14 protein-coding genes are annotated in these 22746 nt (G+C 69.2%); 6 read left to right on the top strand and 8 right to left on the bottom strand.

Going from position 1 to position 22746, the window contains the following annotated elements; translation table 11 throughout:
• Positions 1–42: 42 nt before the first annotated feature.
• Together OTB16_RS11730 and OTB16_RS11725 are read right to left on the bottom strand one after the other, a co-directional pair.
• Complete coding sequence (locus OTB16_RS11730; RefSeq protein ID WP_267720042.1) at positions 43–1140, bottom strand: sugar ABC transporter substrate-binding protein; 1098 nt, start codon at positions 1138–1140, stop codon at positions 43–45.
• 129 nt (positions 1141–1269) lie between these two features.
• A complete protein-coding gene (locus OTB16_RS11725) occupies positions 1270–2484 on the bottom strand; it encodes an ROK family transcriptional regulator (RefSeq protein ID WP_267720041.1) in 1215 nt (404 codons plus the stop codon).
• A gap of 582 nt (positions 2485–3066) precedes the next feature.
• Here OTB16_RS11725 and mgtA point away from each other — a divergent pair.
• Positions 3067–5814, top strand: coding sequence for a magnesium-translocating P-type ATPase (gene mgtA / locus OTB16_RS11720; protein WP_267720040.1), 2748 nt, complete (start codon positions 3067–3069; stop codon positions 5812–5814).
• A gap of 36 nt (positions 5815–5850) precedes the next feature.
• Positions 5851–6576 (top strand): MgtC/SapB family protein, encoded by a 726-nt coding sequence (locus OTB16_RS11715; RefSeq protein WP_324290803.1) that lies wholly within the window; start codon positions 5851–5853, stop codon positions 6574–6576.
• A gap of 52 nt (positions 6577–6628) precedes the next feature.
• Here OTB16_RS11715 and OTB16_RS11710 read toward each other — a convergent pair whose 3' ends face one another.
• The 5 genes from OTB16_RS11710 to OTB16_RS11690 form a co-directional block, all read right to left on the bottom strand.
• Complete coding sequence (locus OTB16_RS11710) at positions 6629–7564, bottom strand: carbohydrate ABC transporter permease (RefSeq protein ID WP_267720039.1); 936 nt, start codon at positions 7562–7564, stop codon at positions 6629–6631.
• A 14-nt stretch (positions 7565–7578) separates the two neighbouring features.
• Positions 7579–8523, bottom strand: coding sequence for a carbohydrate ABC transporter permease (locus tag OTB16_RS11705; protein ID WP_267720038.1), 945 nt, complete (start codon positions 8521–8523; stop codon positions 7579–7581).
• 43 nt (positions 8524–8566) lie between these two features.
• Entirely contained in the window at positions 8567–10015 is a 1449-nt protein-coding gene (ngcE, locus tag OTB16_RS11700; RefSeq protein ID WP_267720037.1) for an N-acetylglucosamine/diacetylchitobiose ABC transporter substrate-binding protein, read from the bottom strand.
• A 345-nt stretch (positions 10016–10360) separates the two neighbouring features.
• Positions 10361–13090 carry an aconitate hydratase AcnA gene (gene acnA, locus OTB16_RS11695; protein WP_267720036.1) on the bottom strand — a complete coding sequence of 910 codons (2730 nt, stop codon included), beginning with the start codon at positions 13088–13090 and terminating at the stop codon, positions 10361–10363.
• 140 nt (positions 13091–13230) lie between these two features.
• The gene (locus OTB16_RS11690) at positions 13231–14232 is read right to left on the bottom strand and encodes a LacI family DNA-binding transcriptional regulator (RefSeq protein WP_267720035.1); all 1002 of its coding nucleotides are present in this window, start codon (positions 14230–14232) and stop codon (positions 13231–13233) included.
• A 106-nt stretch (positions 14233–14338) separates the two neighbouring features.
• Here OTB16_RS11690 and OTB16_RS11685 point away from each other — a divergent pair, with 106 nt between their 5' ends.
• Positions 14339–16309, top strand: coding sequence for an amidohydrolase (locus tag OTB16_RS11685; RefSeq protein WP_267720034.1), 1971 nt, complete (start codon positions 14339–14341; stop codon positions 16307–16309).
• A 175-nt stretch (positions 16310–16484) separates the two neighbouring features.
• Here the strand turns inward: OTB16_RS11685 and OTB16_RS11680 are convergent, their stop codons facing one another.
• Positions 16485–17369 carry a haloalkane dehalogenase gene (locus OTB16_RS11680; protein ID WP_267720033.1) on the bottom strand — a complete coding sequence of 295 codons (885 nt, stop codon included), beginning with the start codon at positions 17367–17369 and terminating at the stop codon, positions 16485–16487.
• 96 nt (positions 17370–17465) lie between these two features.
• Between OTB16_RS11680 and OTB16_RS11675 the strand changes: the two genes are divergently transcribed.
• From OTB16_RS11675 to OTB16_RS11665, 3 genes are all read left to right on the top strand, one after another.
• Complete coding sequence (locus tag OTB16_RS11675) at positions 17466–17948, top strand: MarR family winged helix-turn-helix transcriptional regulator (RefSeq protein WP_267720032.1); 483 nt, start codon at positions 17466–17468, stop codon at positions 17946–17948.
• Positions 17949–18005: 57 nt separating this feature from the next.
• The gene (locus OTB16_RS11670) at positions 18006–19535 is read left to right on the top strand and encodes a helix-turn-helix domain-containing protein (protein ID WP_267720031.1); all 1530 of its coding nucleotides are present in this window, start codon (positions 18006–18008) and stop codon (positions 19533–19535) included.
• Positions 19536–20047: 512 nt separating this feature from the next.
• Positions 20048–22318: a hypothetical protein gene (locus tag OTB16_RS11665; protein ID WP_267720030.1), complete on the top strand. Its 2271-nt coding sequence runs from the start codon at positions 20048–20050 to the stop codon at positions 22316–22318.
• Positions 22319–22746 lie beyond the last annotated feature (428 nt).

Below are 22746 nucleotides of genomic sequence, written 5' to 3'. Positions count from 1 at the left end.
GACAGGCGCGGGGGTCGCCCTGCGGGCGGGCGACGGGGGGCCTTACTTGATGCCGGCGGTGGCGCAGGCGGCCGCGTACTTGTCGGTGCAGATCTCTTCGACCTTGTAGACGCCGTCCTTGACGACGGTGTCGTTGATGTTCGCCTTGGTGAGCGAGACGACCGGGATCAGGACGGACGGGACGGCCTTGGTGGTCGGGCTGTCGACCTTCTGGTTGATGATCCCGTCGATCTTCTCGCCCTTGGCGAGGGCGACGGCCATCTCCGCCGCGGCCGAGGCCTCGGGGGCGTAGGGCTTGTAGACGCTCATGAACTGCTCGCCCGACACGATCCGCTGCACACCGGCGAGTTCGGCGTCCTGGCCGGTGACCGGGGGCAGGGTGGACAGGCCGGCCGCCTTGAGGGCGGTGATGATGCCGCCGGCCATGCCGTCGTTGGCGGAGTAGACGCCGACGACCTTGTCCTTGCCGAGCGCCGAGAGGGCCGCCGCCATGTTGGTGTTGGCGTTCTCCGGCTTCCACTCGACCGTGTCGTACTCCTTGCCGATGTTCACCTTGCCGTCGAGGACGGAGTGGGCACCGGACTTGAAGAGTTTGGCGTTCGGGTCGGTAACCGAACCGTTCATCATGACGATCTGGCCGTCCTTGGCCTTGTCGCCCAGCGCCTCCAGCAGCGCCTTGCCCTGGACCTTGCCGACCTCTTCGTTGTCGAAGGAGGTGTAGGCGTCGATCGGGCCCTCGGCAAGGCGGTCGTAGGCGACGACCGGGATGCCGGCGTCCTTGGCCCGCTTGACCGCGCCGGCGATGGCCTTGGAGTCCACCGCGTCCACGATGAGGACGTTCACCTTGTTGGTGATCATCGTGTCGACCTGGGAGTTCTGCGTGGTCGCGTCCTGCTTGGCGTTGGCGTAGACGACCTCGCCCTTGCCGCGGGTCAGTTCGGCGACCTTCTTCTCGATCAGCGGCTTGTCGAACTTCTCGTACCGCGCGGTCTGGTTCTCCGGAAGGAGCAGCCCGACCTTGATGGCGTCGCCGACCGCGGCGGAGTCCTTCGGCTTGTCGCCGGCCTCCTTCGCACTGCCACAAGCGGCAAGCGAGACGGCCATGGCGCCGGCGGCAACGGCTACGGCGGCTCTACGCATACGAGTGTTCATTACTTGAACCTCCCTGACGAGGCCGCAACACTGCGGCCGAGGTGGATGTGAGTCAACCCCGGCCGCGTTTTGCCGTCAAGGAGTGAATCCTTAACGAGATGACAACGGTGCCATCCGTTATCTACCTGAAGACAAGACGACTGGTGCTCGCACTCCACTCCCATGATCCGACAAAAGCGTCGAATCGCCCATTTCACTGAGCACGAGGGCCAGCGCCCCCAGCACCTCGGCCCGCCCCCCGAGCGACCCGGTGAGCACCGACAACTGCCGGGCCGCGCTCGGGATCGCGTACCTCCCCACTGATTCACGGATGGGGGCCAGGACCAGTTCACCGGCATCCGCCAGCGAACCGCCCAGGACCACCCGGCTCGGGTTCAGGAGGTTGCAGAGGCTGGCCACGCCGCTGCCGATGTGGCGGCCCACGTCCGTGATCACCCGGCGGCAGCCGGGGTCGCCGCCGCGGGCCAGCTCCACCACCCGCTCCATCGTCAACTCCGGCCCGTGGGTGCCCTGGAGGAGCGGCAGGACGTACCGGGCGGCCGCGAAGGTCTCCAGGCAGCCGCGGTTGCCGCAGCGGCAGACCGGGCCCGACTCGTCCAGCGTGATGTGCCCGATCTCGCCGGCCGTGCCGCCCGGCCCCCGGTAGATCTGGCCGTTGATCACCAGCCCGGCGCCCACACCGCTGGCGACCTTGATGTACGCGAGGTCCTTGACCCCCCGGCCGCTGCCCCAGACCAGCTCTCCGAGCGCGCCGAGGTTGGCGTCGTTGTCCACGTACACGGGCACCCCGAGGCGCTGCGAGAGCTCCTGGCGGGGGTTGATCCCGGCCCAGCCCGGCAGGATCGCGGTCGAGCCCAGGGTCCCGGACTCCACGTCGATGGGCCCCGGCACGCCCAGTCCGACGCCGATGACCTTGTCCAGGCCCACCCCGACGCCCGCGACCAGCCGTCCGACCAGGGTTTCGGCCCGGTTGAAGCCGTCCGCCCAGGAGGCGTCGACGTCCAGCGGCTCGGCCTCCTCGGCCAGCACCTGGTGGGCGAGGTTCCCGACCGCCACGCGCAGGTGGGTGTGGCCGAAGTCGACGCCGATGACGATGCCCGCGTCCCCGCTGAGCGAGACGCTCCGGGCCCGCCGGCCGCCGGCCGAGGTGTCCGTGACCTCGACGGTCCCGGCTTCCTTCAGTTCCCGGACGATGTTGGAGACCGTGGCCGCCGACAGTCCGGTGGCACGGGCGATCTCCGCCTGGGTCAGCGATCCCGCGAGCCGCACCGCCCGCACGACCCGTTCCAGATTCGCTCGATGCAGCGAAGACTGCGATCCGGGAGTCTGCACGACTCATCCACTCCTGCCCATAAGCGACGGCAAGCCGTCGCCCCCCGAGCCGGGCCCTGACGGTTTGGCGCTCCGAGACCCCGGCGTCTCTCCAACTTGTGAACCTTAAGTCGAGCCTTTGCGCCTCCAGACGTCAAGAGGCTGACGCAGCACGAATCGGCCACTACCGGCCAGAAGGGGGAGAGAACGGTCGCCCCGATCGTGCTACGGTCGCAAAGGCGCCGATCCTCTGCGGCCTTTCCGGCCGGACCGGGCGTCCGTGATGACAGCGCTCTACGCAAGGAGGTGTTCGGGATGAGTCCCGATCGAAGTCCTTGCAGCGCTCCCGTCGGCTGACCCTCGGTTCGGCCGGTCCTTCCCCTGAGTGCGCACGGCCGCGGTACGCCGTAGCTCCCACGCGTCCGCGCGTCACCCTGCCCCCGCTCCCCCTCCGCATGCCCTGACGGCTTCGTCGGGCCTGCGTCATCCATGCCCACCGGCGTGCCCCGCGGCCGCTTCGTGCCGTCGCGCGCCGACCCATGATCACTCCACGTGACCGTGCGGCTCCGTGCTGCCCGGACGCCGTGGAGGGAGGTATTCGTCATGACCGTGCTCACCCCCCGTACCCCCGCGAAGCTCGCACCGCCGGGCCGCACCCGCCGCGAGCGCAAGGCCGCCGAGCTGGAGGCCCGGACCCTGCTCGTCGGCGAGCGGCTCGCCGCGGCCAGTGCCCGCCCGGGCGTCGAGGTCCTCCAGTCCGTCGACGCTTCACGCAGCGGCCTCACCCACGCCGAGGCCGCGCTGCGCCTCGAGCGGCACGGTTCCAACACCGTCGCCCAGGAGCGCGCGCCCCGCTGGTACCTCCAGCTGGCGAAGGCGTACCGGAACCCGTTCATCGCCGTACTGGTCTTCCTGGCCGCGGTCATGTACTGGCAGGACCCCGGCGACCCGGGCGTCGTCATCCTCGCCGTGATGGTGGGGATCAGCGGACTGCTGCGCTTCTGGCAGGAGTTCCGCTCGGGCCGGGCCGCCGACGCGCTGAACCGGCTCGTGACCACCACGTGCGCGGTGCAGCGCCGGGCCGGCAGCGGCTCCGGTCCCACCACCTTCGAGGTGCCCATGGACCAGGTGGTTCCGGGCGACGTGGTCAAGCTGGCCGCCGGCGACCTCATCCCGGCGGACCTGCGGCTGATCACGTCCAAGGACCTGATGGTCGGCCAGGCGGCCCTGTCCGGCGAGTCCCTGCCCGTCGCCAAGGCCGACACCCGGACCGAGGACCTGGGCCAGCACGAGACCACCGACCCGGTCGAGGCCGACAACCTTGTGCTGATGGGGACCTCGGTCACCTCCGGCACCGCCACCGGCGTCGTCGTCGCCACCGGCTCCGGCACCTACTTCGGCTCGATGGCCGGCGCGCTGGTCGGCGAGCGCCCGCAGACCAACTTCGACACCGGCGTGCGCCGGGTCAGCCTCCTGCTGATCCGCTTCATGCTGGTCATGGTCCCGGTCGTCTTCATGATCAACGGGTTCACCAAAGGCGACTGGAACGAGGCCTTCCTCTTCGGTGTCGCCGTCGCGGTCGGCCTGACGCCGGAGATGCTGCCGATGGTCGTCTCCGCCAACCTGGCCCGCGGCGCCGTCGCCATGTCCAAGCGCAAGGTCGTCGTCAAGCGGCTCAACGCGATCCAGAACCTGGGCGCGATGGACGTGCTCTGCACGGACAAGACCGGCACCCTCACCGAGGACCGGATCGTCCTGGACCGCTACCTGGACGTGCACGGCACGGAGGACGACGAGGTCCTGGAGTACGGCTACCTCAACGCCCACTTCCAGACCGGTCTGCGGAACCTGATGGACCAGGCGGTCATCGACCGCGTCAACGAGGCCGAGGAGGTTGTCGTCGACGCACGGTTCTCGATGGTCGACGAGATCCCCTTCGACTTCGCCCGGCGCCGGATGTCCGTGGTCCTGAACCGCAACGCGATCGTCGGCGACCTCGGCCGCACCGAGCACGTCATGATCACCAAGGGCGCCGTCGAAGAGGTCCTGGACCTCTGCACCCACATGACGGACCGGGGTTCGGGAGCTTCCCCGGCCGAAGGCCGCAGCAGGGTCGAGCTGACCGACCGGATGCGGGCGCGCGCCACCCGCATCGCCGAGGAGAACAACCGGCAGGGCCTGCGCGTCCTGGCCGTCGCCACCCGCAGGATCACCGCACCGCGGGACACCTACACGGTCGCGGACGAGGACGGGCTCACCCTGATCGGCTTCCTCGCCTTCCTCGACCCGCCGAAGGCCGACGCCGGCCGGGCGCTCCAGGGCCTGGCCGACAAGGGCATCGCGGTCAAGGTGGTCACCGGCGACAACGAACTCGTCGCCGCCCGGGTCTGCGCGGACGTCGGCCTCGACGTCGGGCACGTGGTGCTGGGCGCCGAGACCGACGCCCTCGACGAGCACGCGCTGCGCGCGCTGGCCGCCCGTACGACGGTCTTCGCCAAGGTCAACCCCGTCCAGAAGGCCCGGATCGTACGGGCCCTGCAGGCCGACGGGCACACGGTCGGGTTCCTCGGGGACGGCATCAACGACGCGGCCGCGCTGCGCGACGCCGACGTCGGCATCTCGGTGGACACGGCCGTGGACATCGCCAAGGAGTCGGCCGACATCATCCTGCTGGAGAAGGACCTGACCGTCCTGGAGCAGGGCGTCATCCAGGGCCGGACCACCTTCGGCAACACCATCAAGTACATCAAGATGACGGCCTCGTCGAACTTCGGCAATGTCTTCTCGGTGCTGGTCGCGAGCGCCTTCATCCCCTTCCAGCCGATGCTCGCGATCATGCTTCTGGTCCAGAACCTGGTCTACGACGTCGCGCAGCTGGCCACGCCGTGGGACCGGATGGACGAGGAGTACCTGCGGGGGCCCCGCAACTGGGACGCCAAGGGCATCGGCCGCTTCATGGTCACCATCGGACCCGTCAGCTCGGTCTTCGACATCGCGATGTTCCTGGTCATGTGGCACGTCTTCGGGGCGAACAGCGAGGCGCACCAGGCGCTCTTCCAGTCCGGCTGGTTCATCGAGGGCCTGCTCTCGCAGACCCTGATCGTCCACATGATCCGTACCCGGAAGATCCCCTTCATCCAGTCCCGCGCCTCCTGGCCGGTGATGGTGATGACGGTCCTCGCGGTCCTGACCGGGCTGTGGCTGCCGTTCTCGCCGCTGGCCCCCTCGCTGGGCTTCACGGCCCTGCCGGCGGACTACTTCCCGTGGCTGGTCGGCGTGCTCCTCGCGTACTGCACGCTCACCCAGCTCGTGAAGACCTGGTACATCCGCCGGTTCAACACCTGGCTGTAAGGGCCGCGATCCCCCACGGAGGAAGGAGACGGACCGGTGCTGCTCACCGAATGGCAGATGGCCGGACACCTGGCCTCCGCACTCGGCTTCGGGGCCGCGATCGGCCTGGAGCGGCAGTGGCGGGCCCGGATGGCGGGGCTGCGGACGAACGCCCTGGTGGCGGGCGGGGCGGCGCTGTTCGTGCTGCTCTCCCAGTACGGGTTCCTCAGCGCGGTCTCGGAGGTGAACTACGACGGCTCCCGGGTCGCGGCGCAGATCGTCTCCGGGATCGGGTTCCTCGGCGCCGGCGTGATCATGCGGGACGGCCTGAGCGTCCGGGGCCTGAACACGGCCGCGACCCTGTGGTGTTCGGCGGCCGTGGGCTGCCTCGCCGGGGTCGGCCTGTTCGTCCTGGCCGCCTGCGGCACGGTGGGCGTGGTGGGGGCCAACCTCCTGCTGCGCCCGCTGGGCCGGCGCCTGGACCGGGAGCCGCGCGGCGGCGCCGAGGTGGCCGCCGACTTCCACTTCGAGGCGGTGTGCCTGGAGGCGGAGGAGGCCCACATCCGCCACCGGCTGGTCGACGCGCTGGCCCGGCCGGGGTACCAGCTGCGGTCGATCCGCAGCCAGGACGGGCCGACGGCGGGCCTGGTGACCGTGTCCGCGCTGCTGACCGCCGAGGGGCAGGAGGGCCGGGCGCTGGAGGAGGCGGTCAGCAACCTCTCGCTCGACCCCTCGGTCTCGGCGGTCAGCTGGGCGGTGGTGCCGGACCCGGACCGGGCGTAGGCGCGGGGACGCGGCGGGCCCGGTCCCCCGTCAGGGGGCCCGGGCCGGGCGGCTACTTGAGGGTGGCGGAGGTCAGGCCGGCCTGGATCTGACGCTGGAAGGAGAGGTAGACCGCGAGCATGGGGATGATCGCGATGGTCGCCCCGGCGAACAGCACGGGCAGGTCCGTCTCGTACCCCATCTGCTGCTGGAGCTGGATCAGGCCCTGGGTGAGCATGTAGCGCTCGGGGTCCGAGCTCGACTGGGGCTGCATCAGCACGGCGGGCAGGATGTACTGGTTCCACTGCCCGAGGACATTGAATATTCCGACGCTGATCAGGCCGGGCTTGGCCATCGGCAGCATCACCTGGAAGAAGATCCGGGTGTCGGAGGCACCGTCGATCACGGCCGCCTCGTAGACCGCCGTGGGCAGCGTCCGGAAGAACGAGTGCATGAAGAAGATGGTGAAGGGCATCGAGTACGCGATGTACACGAGGATCAGGCCCTGGTAGGTGTTCAGCATGTCGAAGCGCTTGACCATGAAGAACAGCGGGACCAGCGCGAGGAACACGGGGAACATCGCGCCGCTGACGAAGAAGTAGTAGACGGCCCGGTTCCCCTTGAAGGGATAGCGGGCCAGGACGTACGCGGCCATGGAGCCGAACAGCATGGTCAGCGGTACCGAGAACACCAGCACGACGAGGGTGTTGGCGAAGTAGCCGCCGATGCCCTTGTCCCAGGCCCGGCCGAACGCGTCCAGGTGCCAGTTCGAGGGCCAGCTGAGGGCGGACCCGCCGATCTGCGCGTCGGTCTTGAAGGAGCCGAGGACGAGCCAGATCAGGGGCAGCACGATCATGATCGCCCAGAGGGCGAGGAACCCGTGCGAGAAGACGTTGAGGACCACGCCCTCGGAACGGCGCCGGTCCGCCCCACCCGCCCGTCCGGCTCCGGAGGAGCTCTCCGCGGCGGCTTCGCCCGGAACCTTGATCACTGTGGACTGTGTTGTCATCAGGGCACTCCGCTTCAGAACTCGATGCGCTCGCGGCGGGTGGCGCGCAGCGTGATGACGGAGAGGATCATGGTCAGGACGAGCATCACCACGCCCATGGCGCAGGCGTAGCCGCTCTTGCCGAAGTACAGGAAGTTGCGCATCAGCACCGTGGCCATGACCTCGCTGTGGTGGTCGGGTCCGCCGCCGAACTGGCCCGAGGTCATGGTCGACACCAGGACGAACATGTCCATCGCGGCGATGCCCAGGTAGACCGCGGAGGTCTGCACAGAATCCCACAGCAGGGGCAGGGTGACCTTGAAGAAGGTCTGGGCGCGCCCGGCGCCGTCGAGGAGCGCGGCCTCGTAGATGTCCTTCGGTACGGACTGCATGGCCGCGGAGAAGAGGACGAGGTAGAAGCCGACGCCGTGCCAGACGACCACGAACAGCAGGCACCAGAGGACGAAGTTCGGCTCGTTGAGCCACTCGATCGGGTGCTGCGGGTCGACCAGGCCGGTCTTGATCAGGAAGCCGTTGAGCAGGCCTCCCTCGTCGCTGCGGTAGATCGCGCCGAAGAGCACGGCGAGGATCGCGAGGGACAGGACCTGGGGGAAGAAGTAGACGACCTTGTAGAGGCGGGAGCCGGAGACGCCCTGCACGCCGCCGGCCCCGCTGCGCCCTCCCGCGTTCACCATGAAGGCGAAGAAGAGGGCGAGCAGGATGGTGATCACCGGGACGAACACCAGGAGCAGCAGGTTGTGCCACAGCGCGCCGCGGAAGACCTCGTCCTCCAGCAGCGCCGCGTAGTTGTCCAGGCCGACGAAGTCGAAGACCGGTGACTGGCCCGACCAGTTGGTGAAGGAGTAGCCGAATGTCTGAACATACGGCCAGATGACGAAGGTCAGGTACAGCGCGATCGGTGCGATGAGGAAGCCGGTGATGAAGCCGGCCTTCCCCCTCCCCTGGGCTGCGTGGCTCATGGTGTCCGTCCCTGGTGTTGCCGGGTGTCCGGTGGACGCGTCGTCAGCTGCGCTTGTTGTTCTTCGCGTTCGGGTCCTTGGCAGCCTTGTCTACCGCAGCCTGGGCCCGCTTGATCCATTCCTTCGGCTGGATGCGCTGGGCCATCAGCTCATTGGACGCGTTCTGGATCTCGGTGTCCATCTCGCTGTACCAGTCCGGGTAGCGGTAGCTGAAGGTGTTGCTGCCGGCGGCCTTGAGGGCCTCGACGGCCGACTGGGTGCCCGGGCGGAGCTTGACGGCGGGGTCCACGCCGTCCTTGACGACGGTCAGGGAGTTGGCCTGCTGGGCGAAGATCGTGGACCACTCGCGGGAGAGCATCGAGCGGAGGAACTCCATGCCCGCGGCCTTGTTGGCGGCCTTCTCCGGGACGATGAAGGGCTCGTCCACGCCGGCCCGGACGGCCTCGAAGGGCAGCTTGCTGTCCGGCAGCAGCGGCATCGGCAGGAACTTCATGTCGAAGTCCTCGGGGGTCTGCTTGAGCTGCTCGTTCTCCAGCCAGGAACCGCTGGGGATGAAGGCGGCCTTGTACTGGTTCCAGGCGGTCTGGGACTCCGTGTGGGTGAGGCCGTTGGTGCCCGGCAGCAGGAGGCCCTTCTCGACGACCTCGTAGACGGCCTCGACGGCGGCGAGGGCGGCCGGGTTGCCCTCGAAGGCGTTCGGCTCCAGGTTGTCGATCGCCTTCATGGCGTCCAGACCGCCCTTCTTGGCGATCAGGTCCATGATGACGACGTTGATGTAGTACGGGAACTTGCCCTGGTGGGCGAGGCCGCCGATGCCCGCTTCCTTGGCCTTGGTACAGACGGCCAGGAACTCGTCCCACGTCTTGGGCGGGGTCCAGCCCTTCTCCTTGAAGAGCTTGCCGGAGTACCAGAAGCCGAAGACGGCGTAGACGTACTTGAGGACGACGAACTTGCCGCCCTGGAGGCCCTGTTCGTAGGCCCCTTCGACGAGGGTGTCGCGCACCTTCTTGGTCGGGTCGTCCAGCGAGGGCGCGTCGAGCACGGCAGTGAGGTCGGCGAGCTGGCCGCCCTTGGCCAGGACGTCCAGCTTGATCTGCTGGGCGCCCGAGTCGTCGACGACGTCCGGCGGGTTCCCGGCGTTGAAGCGCGGCTGGAGCTTGGCGGTGATCTCCTGGGTGCCCAGGTGGGAGCTGGTGGTGCCCCACTTCTTGTCGAAGGCGGCCTCCCAGGCCTTCGCGTAGTCGTCGCCGAAGCCGCCCTTGAAGACGACGACGTCGAGCTTGCCGCCCTTGGCGACGCCGAAGGGGTTCTCCTTGGTGACCGCCCCCTTGGGGGCACCGCCCTTGGGGGCCTCCTCGGCGCCGGAGGCGCACGCGGACAGGAAGCTCATCGTCGGCACAGTGATCAGGCCGAGTGCCGCGGAGCGCTTGATCAGGTCGCGGCGGCCGAGGCCGTCCGTGCTGTTCTCGCCGTGGGCGGAGGTGGATCCCATGCTCAAGTCCTCGCCTTCGTCAGAAGTGTGAAGGAAGCGGGACAGCGCGGCAGTTGCCGCGCATGCGGCATCGCCGCAGGTCCCCGCCGTCCCCCGGTCCGGGACCGCTCGGTTCGCGGCGATCCGGACGGGCACAGGTATAGTCCACTTCCGCTCGGGTGAGCAAGATCATGCACAAGGATCAGCTCCGGCTTTTCCGAGTTGAGACCTCACCGTCACCTGGCCCGGGGCCACCGACGGCACCGGAACAGACGGAAGGGCCGCACCCCCGTGTCCGGGGATACGGCCCTATGGTGCCGACTGGCGGAGCCGACCCGACTGATTCGGCCCCGCCTGGCGCGCCTCTCAGCCTCGGATGAGGTTGCGGAGCACGTACTGCATGATGCCGCCGTTGCGGTAGTAGTCCGCCTCGCCCGGCGTGTCGATGCGGACGACCGCGTCGAACTCCACACCGGTGTCCGTGGTCACCTTGACGGTGCGCGGGGTGGTGCCGTTGTTCAGCTCCTCCACACCGGTGAAGGCGAAGGTCTCCTCGCCGGTGAGGCCCAGGGAGGCCGCGGTGGCGCCCTCGGGGAACTGCAGGGGCAGGACGCCCATGCCGATCAGGTTGGAGCGGTGGATGCGCTCGTAGGACTCGGCGATGACGGCCTTGACGCCGAGCAGCGCGGTGCCCTTGGCGGCCCAGTCGCGGGACGAGCCCGAGCCGTACTCCTTGCCCGCCAGGATGACCAGCGGGATGCCGGCGGCCTGGTAGTTCTGGGAGGCGTCGTAGATGAAGGAGACCGGCGCGCCCTCGACGGTGAAGTCGCGGGTGAAGCCGCCCTCGGTGCCCGCCACGATCTGGTTGCGGAGGCGGATGTTGGCGAAGGTACCGCGGATCATGACCTCGTGGTTGCCGCGGCGGGAACCGTACGAGTTGAAGTCGCGGCGCTCGACGCCGTGCTCCGTGAGGTACTTGCCGGCCGGGGTGTCGGCCTTGATCGCACCGGCCGGGGAGATGTGGTCGGTGGTGACCGAGTCGCCCAGCTTCGCCAGCACGCGCGCGCCGGCGATGTCGGAGACCGGGGTGGTCTCCATCGTCATGCCCTCGAAGTAGGGGGGCTTGCGCACGTAGGTGGACTGCGGGTCCCACTCGAAGGTGTTGCCGGTCGGGATCGGCAGCGCCTGCCACTGGGCGTCGCCCGCGAAGACGTCCCGGTAGGACTTGTTGAACATGTCCTCGCCGATGGCGTTCGCCACGACGTCGTTGACCTCGGCCTCGGAGGGCCAGATGTCCTGGAGGAAGACCGGCTTGCCCTCGGTGTCGGTGCCGATCGCGTCGGTGGTGATGTCCACCTTCATGGAGCCCGCGATGGCGTACGCGACGACCAGCGGCGGGGAGGCCAGGTAGTTCATCTTGACGTCGGGGTTGATGCGGCCCTCGAAGTTGCGGTTGCCCGAGAGGACCGAGGTGACGGCCAGGTCGGCGTCGTTGATCGCCTTCGAGATCTCCTCGTCCAGCGGACCGGAGTTGCCGATGCAGGTGGTGCAGCCGTACCCGACGAGGTTGAAGCCCATCTTGTCGAGGTACGGGGTGAGGCCGGCCTTGTCGAAGTAGTCGGTGACGACCTTCGAGCCCGGGGCCAGGGTGGTCTTGACCCACGGCTTGCGGGTCAGGCCCTTCTCGACCGCCTTCTTCGCCACGAGCGCCGCGGCGACCATGACGTAGGGGTTCGAGGTGTTGGTGCAGGAGGTGATCGCGGCGACGGTGACGGCGCCGTGGTCGATCTCGAAGGAGGTGCCGTCGGCCAGCGTGACCGGGGTGGGCTTGGTCGGCACGCCGTTGGCGGACGCCGGCGAGTCGGACGCCGGGAAGGACTCCTTGCCGGACTCCTCGTCGTCGTTGACGTAGTTGCGCACGTCCACGGCGAACTGCTGGGAGGCGTTCGCGAGGACGATGCGGTCCTGCGGGCGCTTCGGGCCGGCGATGGAGGGGACGACCGTGGAGAGGTCCAGCTCCAGCTTCTCGGAGAAGTCCGGCTCGGCGGCCGGGTCCAGCCACAGGCCCTGCGCCTTGGCGTACGCCTCGACGAGCGCGACCTGCTGGGCGTCGCGGCCGGTCAGACGCAGGTACTTCAGCGTCTCGTCGTCGATCGGGAACATCGCGGCGGTGGAGCCGAACTCCGGCGACATGTTGCCGATGGTGGCGCGATTCGCCAGCGAGGTGGCGGCGACGCCCTCACCGTAGAACTCGACGAACTTGCCGACGACGCCGTGCTTGCGCAGCATCTCGGTGATCGTCAGCACCAGGTCGGTGGCGGTGGTGCCGGCGGGCAGCTCGCCGGTCAGCTTGAAGCCCACGACGCGCGGGATCAGCATGGAGACCGGCTGGCCGAGCATCGCGGCCTCGGCCTCGATGCCGCCGACGCCCCAGCCCAGCACGCCCAGGCCGTTGACCATGGTGGTGTGGGAGTCGGTGCCGACGAGGGTGTCGGGGTACGCCTGGCCGTTACGGACCATGACCGTACGGGCCAGGTGCTCGATGTTGACCTGGTGGACGATGCCGGTGCCCGGGGGGACGACCTTGAACTCGTCGAAGGCGGTCTGGCCCCAGCGCAGGAACTGGTAGCGCTCGCGGTTGCGGCCGTACTCCAGCTCGACGTTCTGCAGGAACGCCTCCGGGGTGCCGAACTTGTCCGCGATCACGGAGTGGTCGATGACCAGCTCGGCCGGGGCCAGCGGGTTGATCTTGGAGGCGTCGCCTCCGAGGGCCTTCACGGCCTCGCGCATGGTGGCGAGGTCCACGACGCAGGGGACGCCGGTGAAGTCCTGCATGATCACGCGAGCCGGCGTGAACTGGATCTCCTCGCTGGGCTGGGCCTGCGAGTCCCAGTTGCCGAGCGACCGGATGTGGTCGGCGGTGATGTTAGCGCCGTCCTCGGTACGGAGCAGGTTCTCCAGCAGGACCTTCAGGCTGTAGGGAAGGCGGGCGGAGCCCTCGACCTTGTCCAGCTTGAAGATCTCGTACGACTCGTCGCCCACCTGCAGCGTGCTGCGGGCGTCGAAGCTGTTCGCCGACACGACAGTCTCCTTCATGCATGAATTCGCGCGTTTTACCGCAATCCTGCCGCGTGGCACTGTGGCCAATCCGCTAAGGTGAGGCTAAGTTAGGTCACCCTTACCAGCGGGACGGCTGCGGTACGCCTCTCGGCAGATATCTCGATGTCGAGATAACTCTAGTACATGTCCGGGGGAAGGGACGAGGCGCGCACCCGTAGACCTGTCGGCACGGTGTACTGCCCCGAGGATTCCGCTTGCCCGGATTCGATCAGTGTGACCAGCGCGGACACCGCCGTCACGGCGATCCGCTCGGGATGGAGCGTGACGGTGGTCACGGCGGGTTCGTGGCTCCCGTACGCCGGATCCTCGCTCGCGCAGACCAGGAGCAGGTCCCCGGGCGTACGGATTCCGTGGCGCGCGGCGGCCGCGAGCACCTGCCGGCCGCCGGGGTCGTACACGCAGTAGACGGCGTCGGGGCGGCCGGGCGCGGCGAAGGCCGCGTCGAAGGCGTGCCCGGCCGCGTCCTCGGGGTCGAAGGGGACCACCAGCGCGGGACGGCCGCGCTCCGCGCACCAGCGGGCGTGGGCCGCGGTGACGGCTCCCGTGTAGTGCTCGCGGCCGTAGCCGGCGTGCAGGGCGATGCGGCGGGCCCCGGACGCGGCGAGGTGGTCGAGGACGGCGGCGGTGGTGGCGGCGTGGTCGTTGTCCACCCACACGTCGCCGGGCAGGGGGGCGGCGGGACGGCCGTCGAACACCACCGGCAGGCCGCGCGCCCGCAGGGCCCGGAGCACGGCGTCGCCGTCCGGGCTGTCGAGGAGCAGCATCCCGTCGACGGCGAGGGTGTGCCACAGGGGCTCGGCGCCGCGGTCGGCGGGCAGGGTCGTCAGCGCGTAGCCGCGGGCGTGCGCGGCGGAGGTCGCGGCGGTCAGCAGCCGGGAGAAGTAGGCGACGCCCGCGTAGTCCCAGGCCGAGCCGGCGTACGTGGTGACGGCGATGCCGAGGGTGCGCGTGCGCGGGCCCCGGCGGACGCCGTAGCCGAGGGAGGCCGCCGTCTCGCGGACCCGGCGGCGGGTGCCCTCGCCGAGGCGGCCGGTGCCGTTGAGGGCGTGCGAGACGGTCGCGGTGGAGACCTCCGCGGCGCGCGCGATGTCGGCGATGGTCGGTCCCGGTCCAGGCACGCGGTCATCGTACGGACGCGGCCTGCGGATTCCGTCCCCCGGGGCGGGTTCCGGTTACGGCCTTAACCAAAGAGTGTCCTGGCCACAGTCAACGTTCGGAGTGGCCATGACGTCTTCCCCGTCCCCTTACCCGTCTTACCCGTCCTACCCGTCGACTTCCCCGCCCCCTTCCCCTCCGGCTCCCCGCCCGCTGTCCCGGCGGGGGCTCCTCGCGGCGGCCGGCGCCGCGGGCGCGGCCGGCCTGCTCGGTACCGCGGCCGGCCCGGCGGCCGCGGCGCCCTCGTCGCGCGGTTCGGCGGCGCTGGTCATCCACAACGCGCGGGTGTTCAGCGGGGTCGACGGGGGCCGCCCGGCGCAGGCCGTGGCGGTCGGCCGGGACGGGCGCATCCTGGCCACCGGCTCCGACGCTGCGCTGCGCCGGTACATCGGGCGGGACACCGACACCGTCGACGCGGGCGGGAACACCGTGATGAGCGGCATCCACGACGGGCACGTGCACCCGCTGGGCGCCGGGGACCGTTCGCTGCGGCCCTCCCTGGAGGGGGCGGAGACCACCCGGGACGAGCTGCTGGCGATCCTGACCCGCTTCCTCGCCGACACCGGGGGCGCGGCGGCCGAGCCGGACCGCTGGCTGGTGGTGGAGGACTGGAACCCGGTCGGGCTGCTGCCGACGGGAAGCGTGCCGCACCACTCGGTGCTGGACGCGCTGGCGACCCGCCGACCGGTGATCCTGGTCGGCGGCGACGGCCACAACCTGTGGGCGAACCGCCGGGCCCTGGACGTCGCCGGGATCACCGCGGCGACGCCCGACCCGGTGGGCGGCAGGATCGTGAAGGGGGCGGACGGACAGCCGACGGGCGTGCTCAAGGACGACGCCCAGGACCTGGTGAAGCGGCACGTGCCGGAGCCCTCCCGGGCGGAGCTGGTCGCGGCGTGCGCCGAGGTGCTGGGGCTGGCGGCCGCCTCCGGTGTCACGACCATGATGGACGCCCTCGCGGGACGGCACGAGTTGGGGCTCTACCGGGAGCTCGCCGAATCGGGCCGGCTACCGCAGCGGATCGTTCCGGCGATCCGGCTCGACGCCGCGCAGGCGAAGGACCCGGCGGCGGCGCTGGCGTACGCGCGGGGGCTGCGGCGGGAGTTCGAGGGGGCGCCGGGCCTGCGGTTCGGGATGGTGAAGGTGTTCCTGGACGGGGTGATCGAGTACCCGGCGCAGACCGCCGCGCTGCTGACGCCGTACCTGGACGGGGCGGGAAAGCCGACGGACAACCGCGGGGAGCTGTACACCTCGGCGGCGGATTACGGCCGGCTGACGGCGGCCTTCAACAGCGCCGGGTGGCAGATGCACGCGCACGGGCTGGGCGACCGGGCCGTGCGCACGGCCCTGGACGGGTACGCGTACGCGCGCCGGGTGACCGGGCGGCGCGACCCGCGCAACGCGGTGGCGCACCTCCAGCTCGTGGACCCGGCCGACCTGCGGCGGTTCGCGCAACTGGGCGTGGCGGCCTGCATGCAGCTCCAGTGGGCGGCCGAGGACACCTGGACGATGGAGGCGCTGCTGCCGTACATCGGGCCGCGGCGCCACCGGTGGATGTACCCGGCGCGCAGCCTGGAGAAGGCGGGCGCGCGGCTGTCCGGCGGCTCCGACTGGCCCGTGGACGCGCTCCAGGTGTGGAACCAGCTGCGGACGGCGATCGACCGGCAGGGCGCCCACGGTTCGGGCCCGCTGTACCGGGAGCTGGAGGGGCTCGGCCGGAGCTCGGTCCTGCGGATGCACACGTCCGGGACCGCGTGGCAGCTGCGCCAGGAGGACCTGACCGGGACCGTGGAACAGGGCAGGGCGGCGGACCTGGTGGTGCTGGACCGGGACGTGACCCGCTGCCCGGTCGCCGACATCAGCGATACGCGGGTACGGATGACCCTGGTCGGGGGCCGGGTGGTGCACGACGCGGACTCGGCGACGGGGCGGGCGGCTTCGGCCCGGGCGGCCCGCGGGGCGGGGTCCGCGCCGCGGCCCGCGTCGTACGCGGCGGTGCACGGCGGCCGCCACCGCGCGTGCGGCTGCGGCGCGGGCTGAGGCGGGGAGCCCGGGGGCCGGGCACGGCGGGGGCCGGGCACGGCGGGGGCCGGGCACGGCGGGGCCCGCCGGCGCCTTCCGGCCCGCCAAGGCCACGAGCGTGCCAGGGCCACGGACCCGCCAGGGCCACGGACCCGCCGGCCACGGGTCCTTCCGGGCGGGCGGCGGCGGTGACCTACCCCGCGGGGTGGTCCGCCAGGCCGTGGCGAGCCGCCCAGGCGTTGAGCGCGGCGGCGATCTCCTCGGGCCGGTCCTCCGGGCAGAGGTGGGCGGCAGGGCCGCAGTACGCGGTCTCCAGCGCGGATGCGTTCTCCCGGCACCACGCGGTGAGCGCGTCGCCCACCATCAGGGTGGGCGAACCGTCGAAGGTCAGCAGGAGCTTGGGCACCTCCGGACTTACGGCCAGCCAGGCGTCGTACGCCTCGACGCGGGCGACGACGTCCGCCGGCTCGCCGTCGAGCGGCATCGAGCGGGCCCACTGGAGCAGCGGCCGCCGGCTCTCGCGGGTCGGGTAGGGGGCCGCGTACACGGCACGGTCCTCTTCGGACATCGGCTGCGACACCGTCCGCCCGAGGCTGTCCTCGATGAAGAGGTTCCGCTCCAGGACCATCTCCTCCCCCACCCCCGGGGTACGTATCGCCTCGAACCGGGCGCGGGACGCGGGCGGGTGCTCCTCCCAGGTCATCGGCCGCAGGATCGTCTCCATGAAGGCGACGCCGCGGACCCGCCCGGGGTGCCGGGCGGCCCGGTCGAGGGCGAGCGCCCCGCCCCAGTCCTGGCCGACGAGGACGGCCTCGTCGAGCCCGAGGGCGTCGAACCAGGCGTCGAGGTACCGGGCATGGCCCGCGAAGCGGTACGCGCCGCCCGGCTTGCCGGAGCGGCCCATGCCGATGAGGTCGGGGGCCAGGACGCGTACCCGCCCCTCGATCCGGGGCAGTACGTGGCGCCACAGGTGGGAGGAGGTCGGGTTGCCGTGCAGGAACACGAAGGGAACGCCGGGCGCGCCCGCGCCGTGCTCCTCGTAGTACACCGTCGAGTCGAGTACGTCGATCGTGGCCACGGAAGGCCCTCCACTCAATCGTTGGAGCGGCTAACGTTAGCCACTCCAACGAAGCTATACCGTTAGTGCCCCTAACGCAACGGGTATCCTCCCCCCATGACCACGGATGAGAGCGGAGCCGTCCCCGCGCGGCTGCGGAACCTGCCCAGCCGACTGCTCGGCCAGGCCTCGACGCACGCGCAGCGACTGGTGGCGGAGGCACTGGGTGGGGCAGATGCCCGTAAATGGCACTATGCGGCCCTGGTCGCCCTGGAGGAGTCCGGACCGGCGAGCCAGGCCGCGTTGAGCGGGCGCACCGGCATCCACCGCAGCGACCTCGTCGCCGTCATCAACGAGCTCGCCGAGCGCGAACTCGTCGAGCGGGCCCCCGACCCCGGGGACCGCAGGCGCAATGTCGTCACTCTCACACCGCTCGGCCGGCGCCGGCTGCGCAAGCTGGAACACCTCCTCGACGCGGCCCAGGAGGAACTGCTGTCCCCCCTGTCCCACCAGGAGCGGGAGCAACTCGTTCACCTGCTCGGCCGTCTCGTCGCGCATCACGCGCCCGCGGACGGCACGATGGGAGCTGACGGTCGGTAACACCCGTATGGCGCACCCGGCGCGGGCAACATCTCATATCTGAGATACCGTGCAGCCATGGCAGACGACTACCTCGTACGCATCGGCAAGCTCATCCGTGACGCCCGGCAGCACCGGGGCTGGACACAGAGTCAGCTCGCCGACGCACTCGGCACCAGCCAGAGTGCCGTGAACCGGATCGAGCGCGGCAACCAGAACATCAGCCTTGAGATGATCGCCCGCATCGGCGAGGCCCTCGACAGCGAGATCGTCTCTCTGGGCTACGCCGGTCCCATGCACCTGCGGGTCGTCGGCGGCCGCCGGCTCTCCGGCGCCATCGACGTCAAGACGAGCAAGAACGCCTGCGTCGCCCTGCTGTGCGCCTCGCTGCTCAACAAGGGCCGTACGGTGCTGCGGCGGGTGGCCCGCATCGAGGAGGTGTACCGCCTGCTGGAGGTCCTGAACTCCATCGGCGTGCGCACCCGCTGGATCAACGACGGCGTGGACCTCGAACTGATCCCCCCGGCCCGCCTCGACATGGAGTCCATGGACGCGGACGCCGCCCGCCGGACCCGGAGCATCATCATGTTCCTGGGCCCGCTGCTCCACCGGATGGACCACTTCCGGCTCCCGTACGCCGGCGGCTGCGACCTCGGCACCCGCACGATCGAGCCGCACATGATCGCGCTGCGCCGGTTCGGTCTGGACATCACCGCGACCGAGGGCATCTACCACGCCCAGGTCGAGGCCGGCGTCTCCCCGGACCGCCCGATCGTGCTGACCGAGCGCGGGGACACGGTCACCGAGAACGCCCTGCTGGCCGCGGCCCGGCACGACGGCGTCACCGTCATCCGCAACGCCTCCTCCAACTACATGGTCCAGGACCTCTGCTTCTTCCTGGAGGCGCTGGGCGTCAAGGTCGAGGGCATCGGCACCACCACCCTCACCGTCCACGGCATCCCGAACATCGACGTGGACGTGGACTACTCCCCCTCCGAGGACCCGGTCGAGGCGATGAGCCTGCTCGCCGCCGCGGTGGTCACGGAATCGGAGCTGACGATCCGCCGCGTGCCGATCGAGTTCATGGAGATCGAGCTCGCGGTCCTGGAGGAGATGGGCCTGGACCACGACCGCTCGGCGGAGTACGCGGCCGACAACGGCCGCACCCGCCTGGTCGACCTCACGGTCCGCCCCTCGAAGCTCGAAGCCCCGATCGACAAGATCCACCCGATGCCGTTCCCCGGGCTGAACATCGACAACGTCCCGTTCTTCGCGGCCATCGCGGCCGTCGCCCAGGGCCAGACGCTGATCCACGACTGGGTGTACGACAACCGGGCCATCTACCTGACGGACCTCAACCGCCTCGGCGGCCGCCTCCAGCTCCTGGACCCCCACCGCGTCCTGGTCGAGGGCCCCACCCGCTGGCGCGCGGCGGAGATGATGTGCCCGCCGGCCCTGCGCCCGGCGGTCGTGGTCCTCCTGGGGATGATGGCGGCGGAGGGCACGTCGGTGCTCCGCAACGTCTACGTCATCAACCGCGGCTACGAGGAACTGGCCGAGCGTCTCAACTCGGTGGGCGCCCAGATCGAGATCTTCCGCGACATCTGACCGGCGAGGTGTCGTGCCCCTTGAGGGCAAGGGGCACGACACCTCAATATGCCATCTGACCTGCGAATACCTACCTTCACTACCCTCCACTGATCTCTGTAGTTTTTCAGCACCTTGTGCAACGTTGGTGCAAGATGATCTTGCATCCATGACGGCGCGTCAGAACAACCTGATGGTCCGTCACTCCTTACGCAGAGTTGTCGCCGAAGCGACCTCGCAATGTCCGGCGTCGGTCGCGTCACGTTGGGCCGACGAGCCAAACCGCTATCCGCCTGCGGCTGGCGAGCAGGCCGGGCACTCGACCTCGAACAGCGCCACCAGCGTCTCGCGCTTGTCGGCTTTCGCGCAGGTGCGAGGAACGACAGTCCCCCGCAAGCAGGCCGTACCAGCCAGTCAAACATCGTGATCAACGACCACCGCAGGAAACGCGGCTTGATCAATTTGACTATGCGTCACAGCGCCTGACAACGTTCCGCATCTCGGAACAACCGGGAACAACTGGGGGGTTGCAAATGGGACGTCACTACACCGCGTCGAAAAGTCGTTCGCAGGGGCGAGACGGATGGTCAGTTATCTTCCGGCACCCGAGTCGACTTGATCCGGCGACCGGTAAACAGGGGCGGCGTGTCCGACGAGGACTGGGAACGAGCGTCGACGAGGAGGCTGACGTCCTCGTCGAACAACTGAATCAGATCCTTCAGGACGAAGGACTGTGGGAGTCGCAGGCCCGGTCGAAAGCAATCGCGCTGTACGACCAGCGGATCGTCGATGTCTTCTACGACGGACTCGAAGCCACCCGCACAGACTTCAGAGGACTGCGCGAAGAATTTCTGCCTCTGCCGACCTTGGCTGATGGATACCCCCATGTCCTCCTGTTGGGTACGACAGGTGCCGGGAAAACCACGGCGGTGCGGCAACTGCTCGGCACAGATCCCGGCACCGAGCGTTTCCCGTCCACGTCGACGGCGAAGACCACGGTGGCCGATACCGAGATCATCCCGACGGAGGACGGTCCTTACCAGGCTGCGGTCACCTTCGCCGCTCGAGATGAGGTGATCGATCACCTCACGGACAACGTGTCCTCCGCTGCATTGGCAATCTTCCAGGGGAAGTCGAACAGCGAAGCACTGAGGCGACTTCTGGATCACGTGAACCAGCGCTTCCGGTTCAGCTACACACTCGGCCGGCCGACCCTGACATCCGATGACGACGACATGCCGGATGACGAGGACGAGACGGACGAGGACCCGACTGCGCTCGAAGCCGACGAACTCGCCGCCATCGACAGTGACGCGACCGCCGCCATGCTCATCACGGCCGTGGCCGAGCTGCGAAGGTTGGTGGCGGAACAGAAGCAGGGTGCCCTTGCGGACCTGCAGCCGCAGGCGGGTGACGACGAGCGTGTCATCGAGGAACTCCTGGAAGAAGTGCTCGACTCCTCGCTCCGTCAGCTGGAGGAGTTCCACATCATCGTCGACAACATGCTCCACGAGATCGAACTCCGTTTCGCACTCCTCACGGAGGGCGAACTCCGGCGCACGCGTCAGGGGTGGCCGCTCACCTGGACGCTGTCGACCGAGGACCGTGGCGCGTTCCTCAAGTCGGTCACGTGGCTTTCCAGCAACTACGCTCCGCTCTTCGGCCGGTTGCTCACGCCACTCGTCAACGGTATCCGAGTGGGGGGGCCTTTTACTTCCTCGTGGGCAGATGCGCCCCAACGGATGGTCCTCATCGACCTGGAGGGTCTGGGGCATACGCCGAAGTCGGCGTCCACGCTCTCCACCGATCTGGCCAAACGACTCGACGAAGTCGATGCCATCCTCCTGGTGGACAATGCCACCGCTCCCATGCAGGCAGCCCCGGCCGCAGCTTTGAAGTCCATCGCCGTTTCGGGGAACACAAGCAAGCTGAGCTTCCTGTTCACCCATTTCGACCGCATGAGAGCCGACAACCTTCCGAGTTTCGCGGACCGGGAGGAGCATGTTCGCGCCTCGGCGGAAAACATGCTCAGCTCCATCGGGGAGGAGCTGGGTACGACAGCAGAGCGGGGAATCCGACGGCGACTGGAGCGACGCTGCTACTTCGTCGGTGGAATGCACAAGCCACTACGCCCCGTCGGCAACAGTGCCAGACGCACCATCAGTCAGCTCGAGGCACTGACACGACAACTCGCCGAGGGTGAGAAGTCGGTGCCACTGGGGCCGGCGAAGCCGGTCTTCGACCGGATGGATCTGGCCCTCGCCGTGACCAAAGCGGCGAGCACCTACCGTGCTCGATGGCGTGGACTTCTCGGTCTCGAGTCGAACTCAAAAGAGCATTGGACGCGGATCAAAGCCCTTTCCAGGCGGCTCGGTGAATGGGGGTGGGACGAGTACGACACACTCAAACCTGTCGCTGAACTCCGCAATGAGCTTCAGGTGCAGATCATGTGGCTGCTTGAGCGTCCCGTGCGCTGGGAGGGGGAACCTCCGACCGGCGAGCAGCGGGACGCGATCGTCGAGGAGATCAGCAGCGCCATCACCAGCAAGATCTATGCTCTGACGGAAAAACGCATCAAAACGGATGTTCAGAGTGCCTGGCTGGATGCCTACTGCCAGCAAGGAAAGGGCTCCACCTTCATTCGGGCGGAGATCATCGACTCCGACGTGCTGGAGCGTGGCGCTCCCATCCCCAGCGCCACCCCGTCACGCGATGGGAACGGGCTGCTGCATGCCATGTCCGATCTTGTGGATCAGGTGATCGAGGAACAGGACCTGTTCCGCTGGAACGGTCATCGATCCTAAATCCCCTCCTGGCTCCCCCCGCAGGCCCGTCCCGGTCGGTTCCGGAACGGGCCTGCTTGCTTCCGCTCGACGGCCGTGCAGCCCTGTGATCTTGCGCTGCGTCGGCAACGGCCAGGGCGGCCACATCGAGCAGCTCGCTACCAGGCAGAACGCACCACCGGTCGAGCCAGAGCACGGCCAAGCACCGGGCGATCCTGGCGCCGCGGGAGGGGATCTGTACGCGCGAGTATCGATAGCCACGACCGCATCACCCCTCCAACGATCCTGAGGTCCCCCGCTGCTCGTTCGAAGTCCGGTTCTGAGTAGGGTCGGGGACTGGCGCGGTGGCTTTCGCTCCGTTTCCAGTCCCCGCCGCTTCAAACCGTGCATGCAGTTCTCCCGCACACGGCTTTCCGACATCGTTCACCGACTGGCATGCGCCGTCGCTC

This window comes from Streptomyces antarcticus (genome assembly GCF_026627255.1).
GTDB lineage: Bacteria > Actinomycetota > Actinomycetes > Streptomycetales > Streptomycetaceae > Streptomyces > Streptomyces antarcticus.
Note: the sequence above shows the minus strand (reverse complement) of the source record. Positions and strands in the feature narration are given on the sequence as shown.

Coding starts and splice junctions, on each gene's coding strand:
- acnA (WP_267720036.1), bottom strand. CDS start 13,090: ATGAAGGAGACTGTCGTGTCGGCGAACAGCTTCGACGCCCGCAGCACG.
- OTB16_RS11705 (WP_267720038.1), bottom strand. CDS start 8,523: ATGAGCCACGCAGCCCAGGGGAGGGGGAAGGCCGGCTTCATCACCGGC.
- OTB16_RS11675 (WP_267720032.1), top strand. CDS start 17,466: ATGACCACGGATGAGAGCGGAGCCGTCCCCGCGCGGCTGCGGAACCTG.
- ngcE (WP_267720037.1), bottom strand. CDS start 10,015: ATGGGATCCACCTCCGCCCACGGCGAGAACAGCACGGACGGCCTCGGC.
- OTB16_RS11710 (WP_267720039.1), bottom strand. CDS start 7,564: ATGACAACACAGTCCACAGTGATCAAGGTTCCGGGCGAAGCCGCCGCG.
- OTB16_RS11670 (WP_267720031.1), top strand. CDS start 18,006: ATGGCAGACGACTACCTCGTACGCATCGGCAAGCTCATCCGTGACGCC.
- mgtA (WP_267720040.1), top strand. CDS start 3,067: ATGACCGTGCTCACCCCCCGTACCCCCGCGAAGCTCGCACCGCCGGGC.
- OTB16_RS11665 (WP_267720030.1), top strand. CDS start 20,048: ATGGGACGTCACTACACCGCGTCGAAAAGTCGTTCGCAGGGGCGAGAC.
- OTB16_RS11685 (WP_267720034.1), top strand. CDS start 14,339: ATGACGTCTTCCCCGTCCCCTTACCCGTCTTACCCGTCCTACCCGTCG.
- OTB16_RS11730 (WP_267720042.1), bottom strand. CDS start 1,140: ATGCGTAGAGCCGCCGTAGCCGTTGCCGCCGGCGCCATGGCCGTCTCG.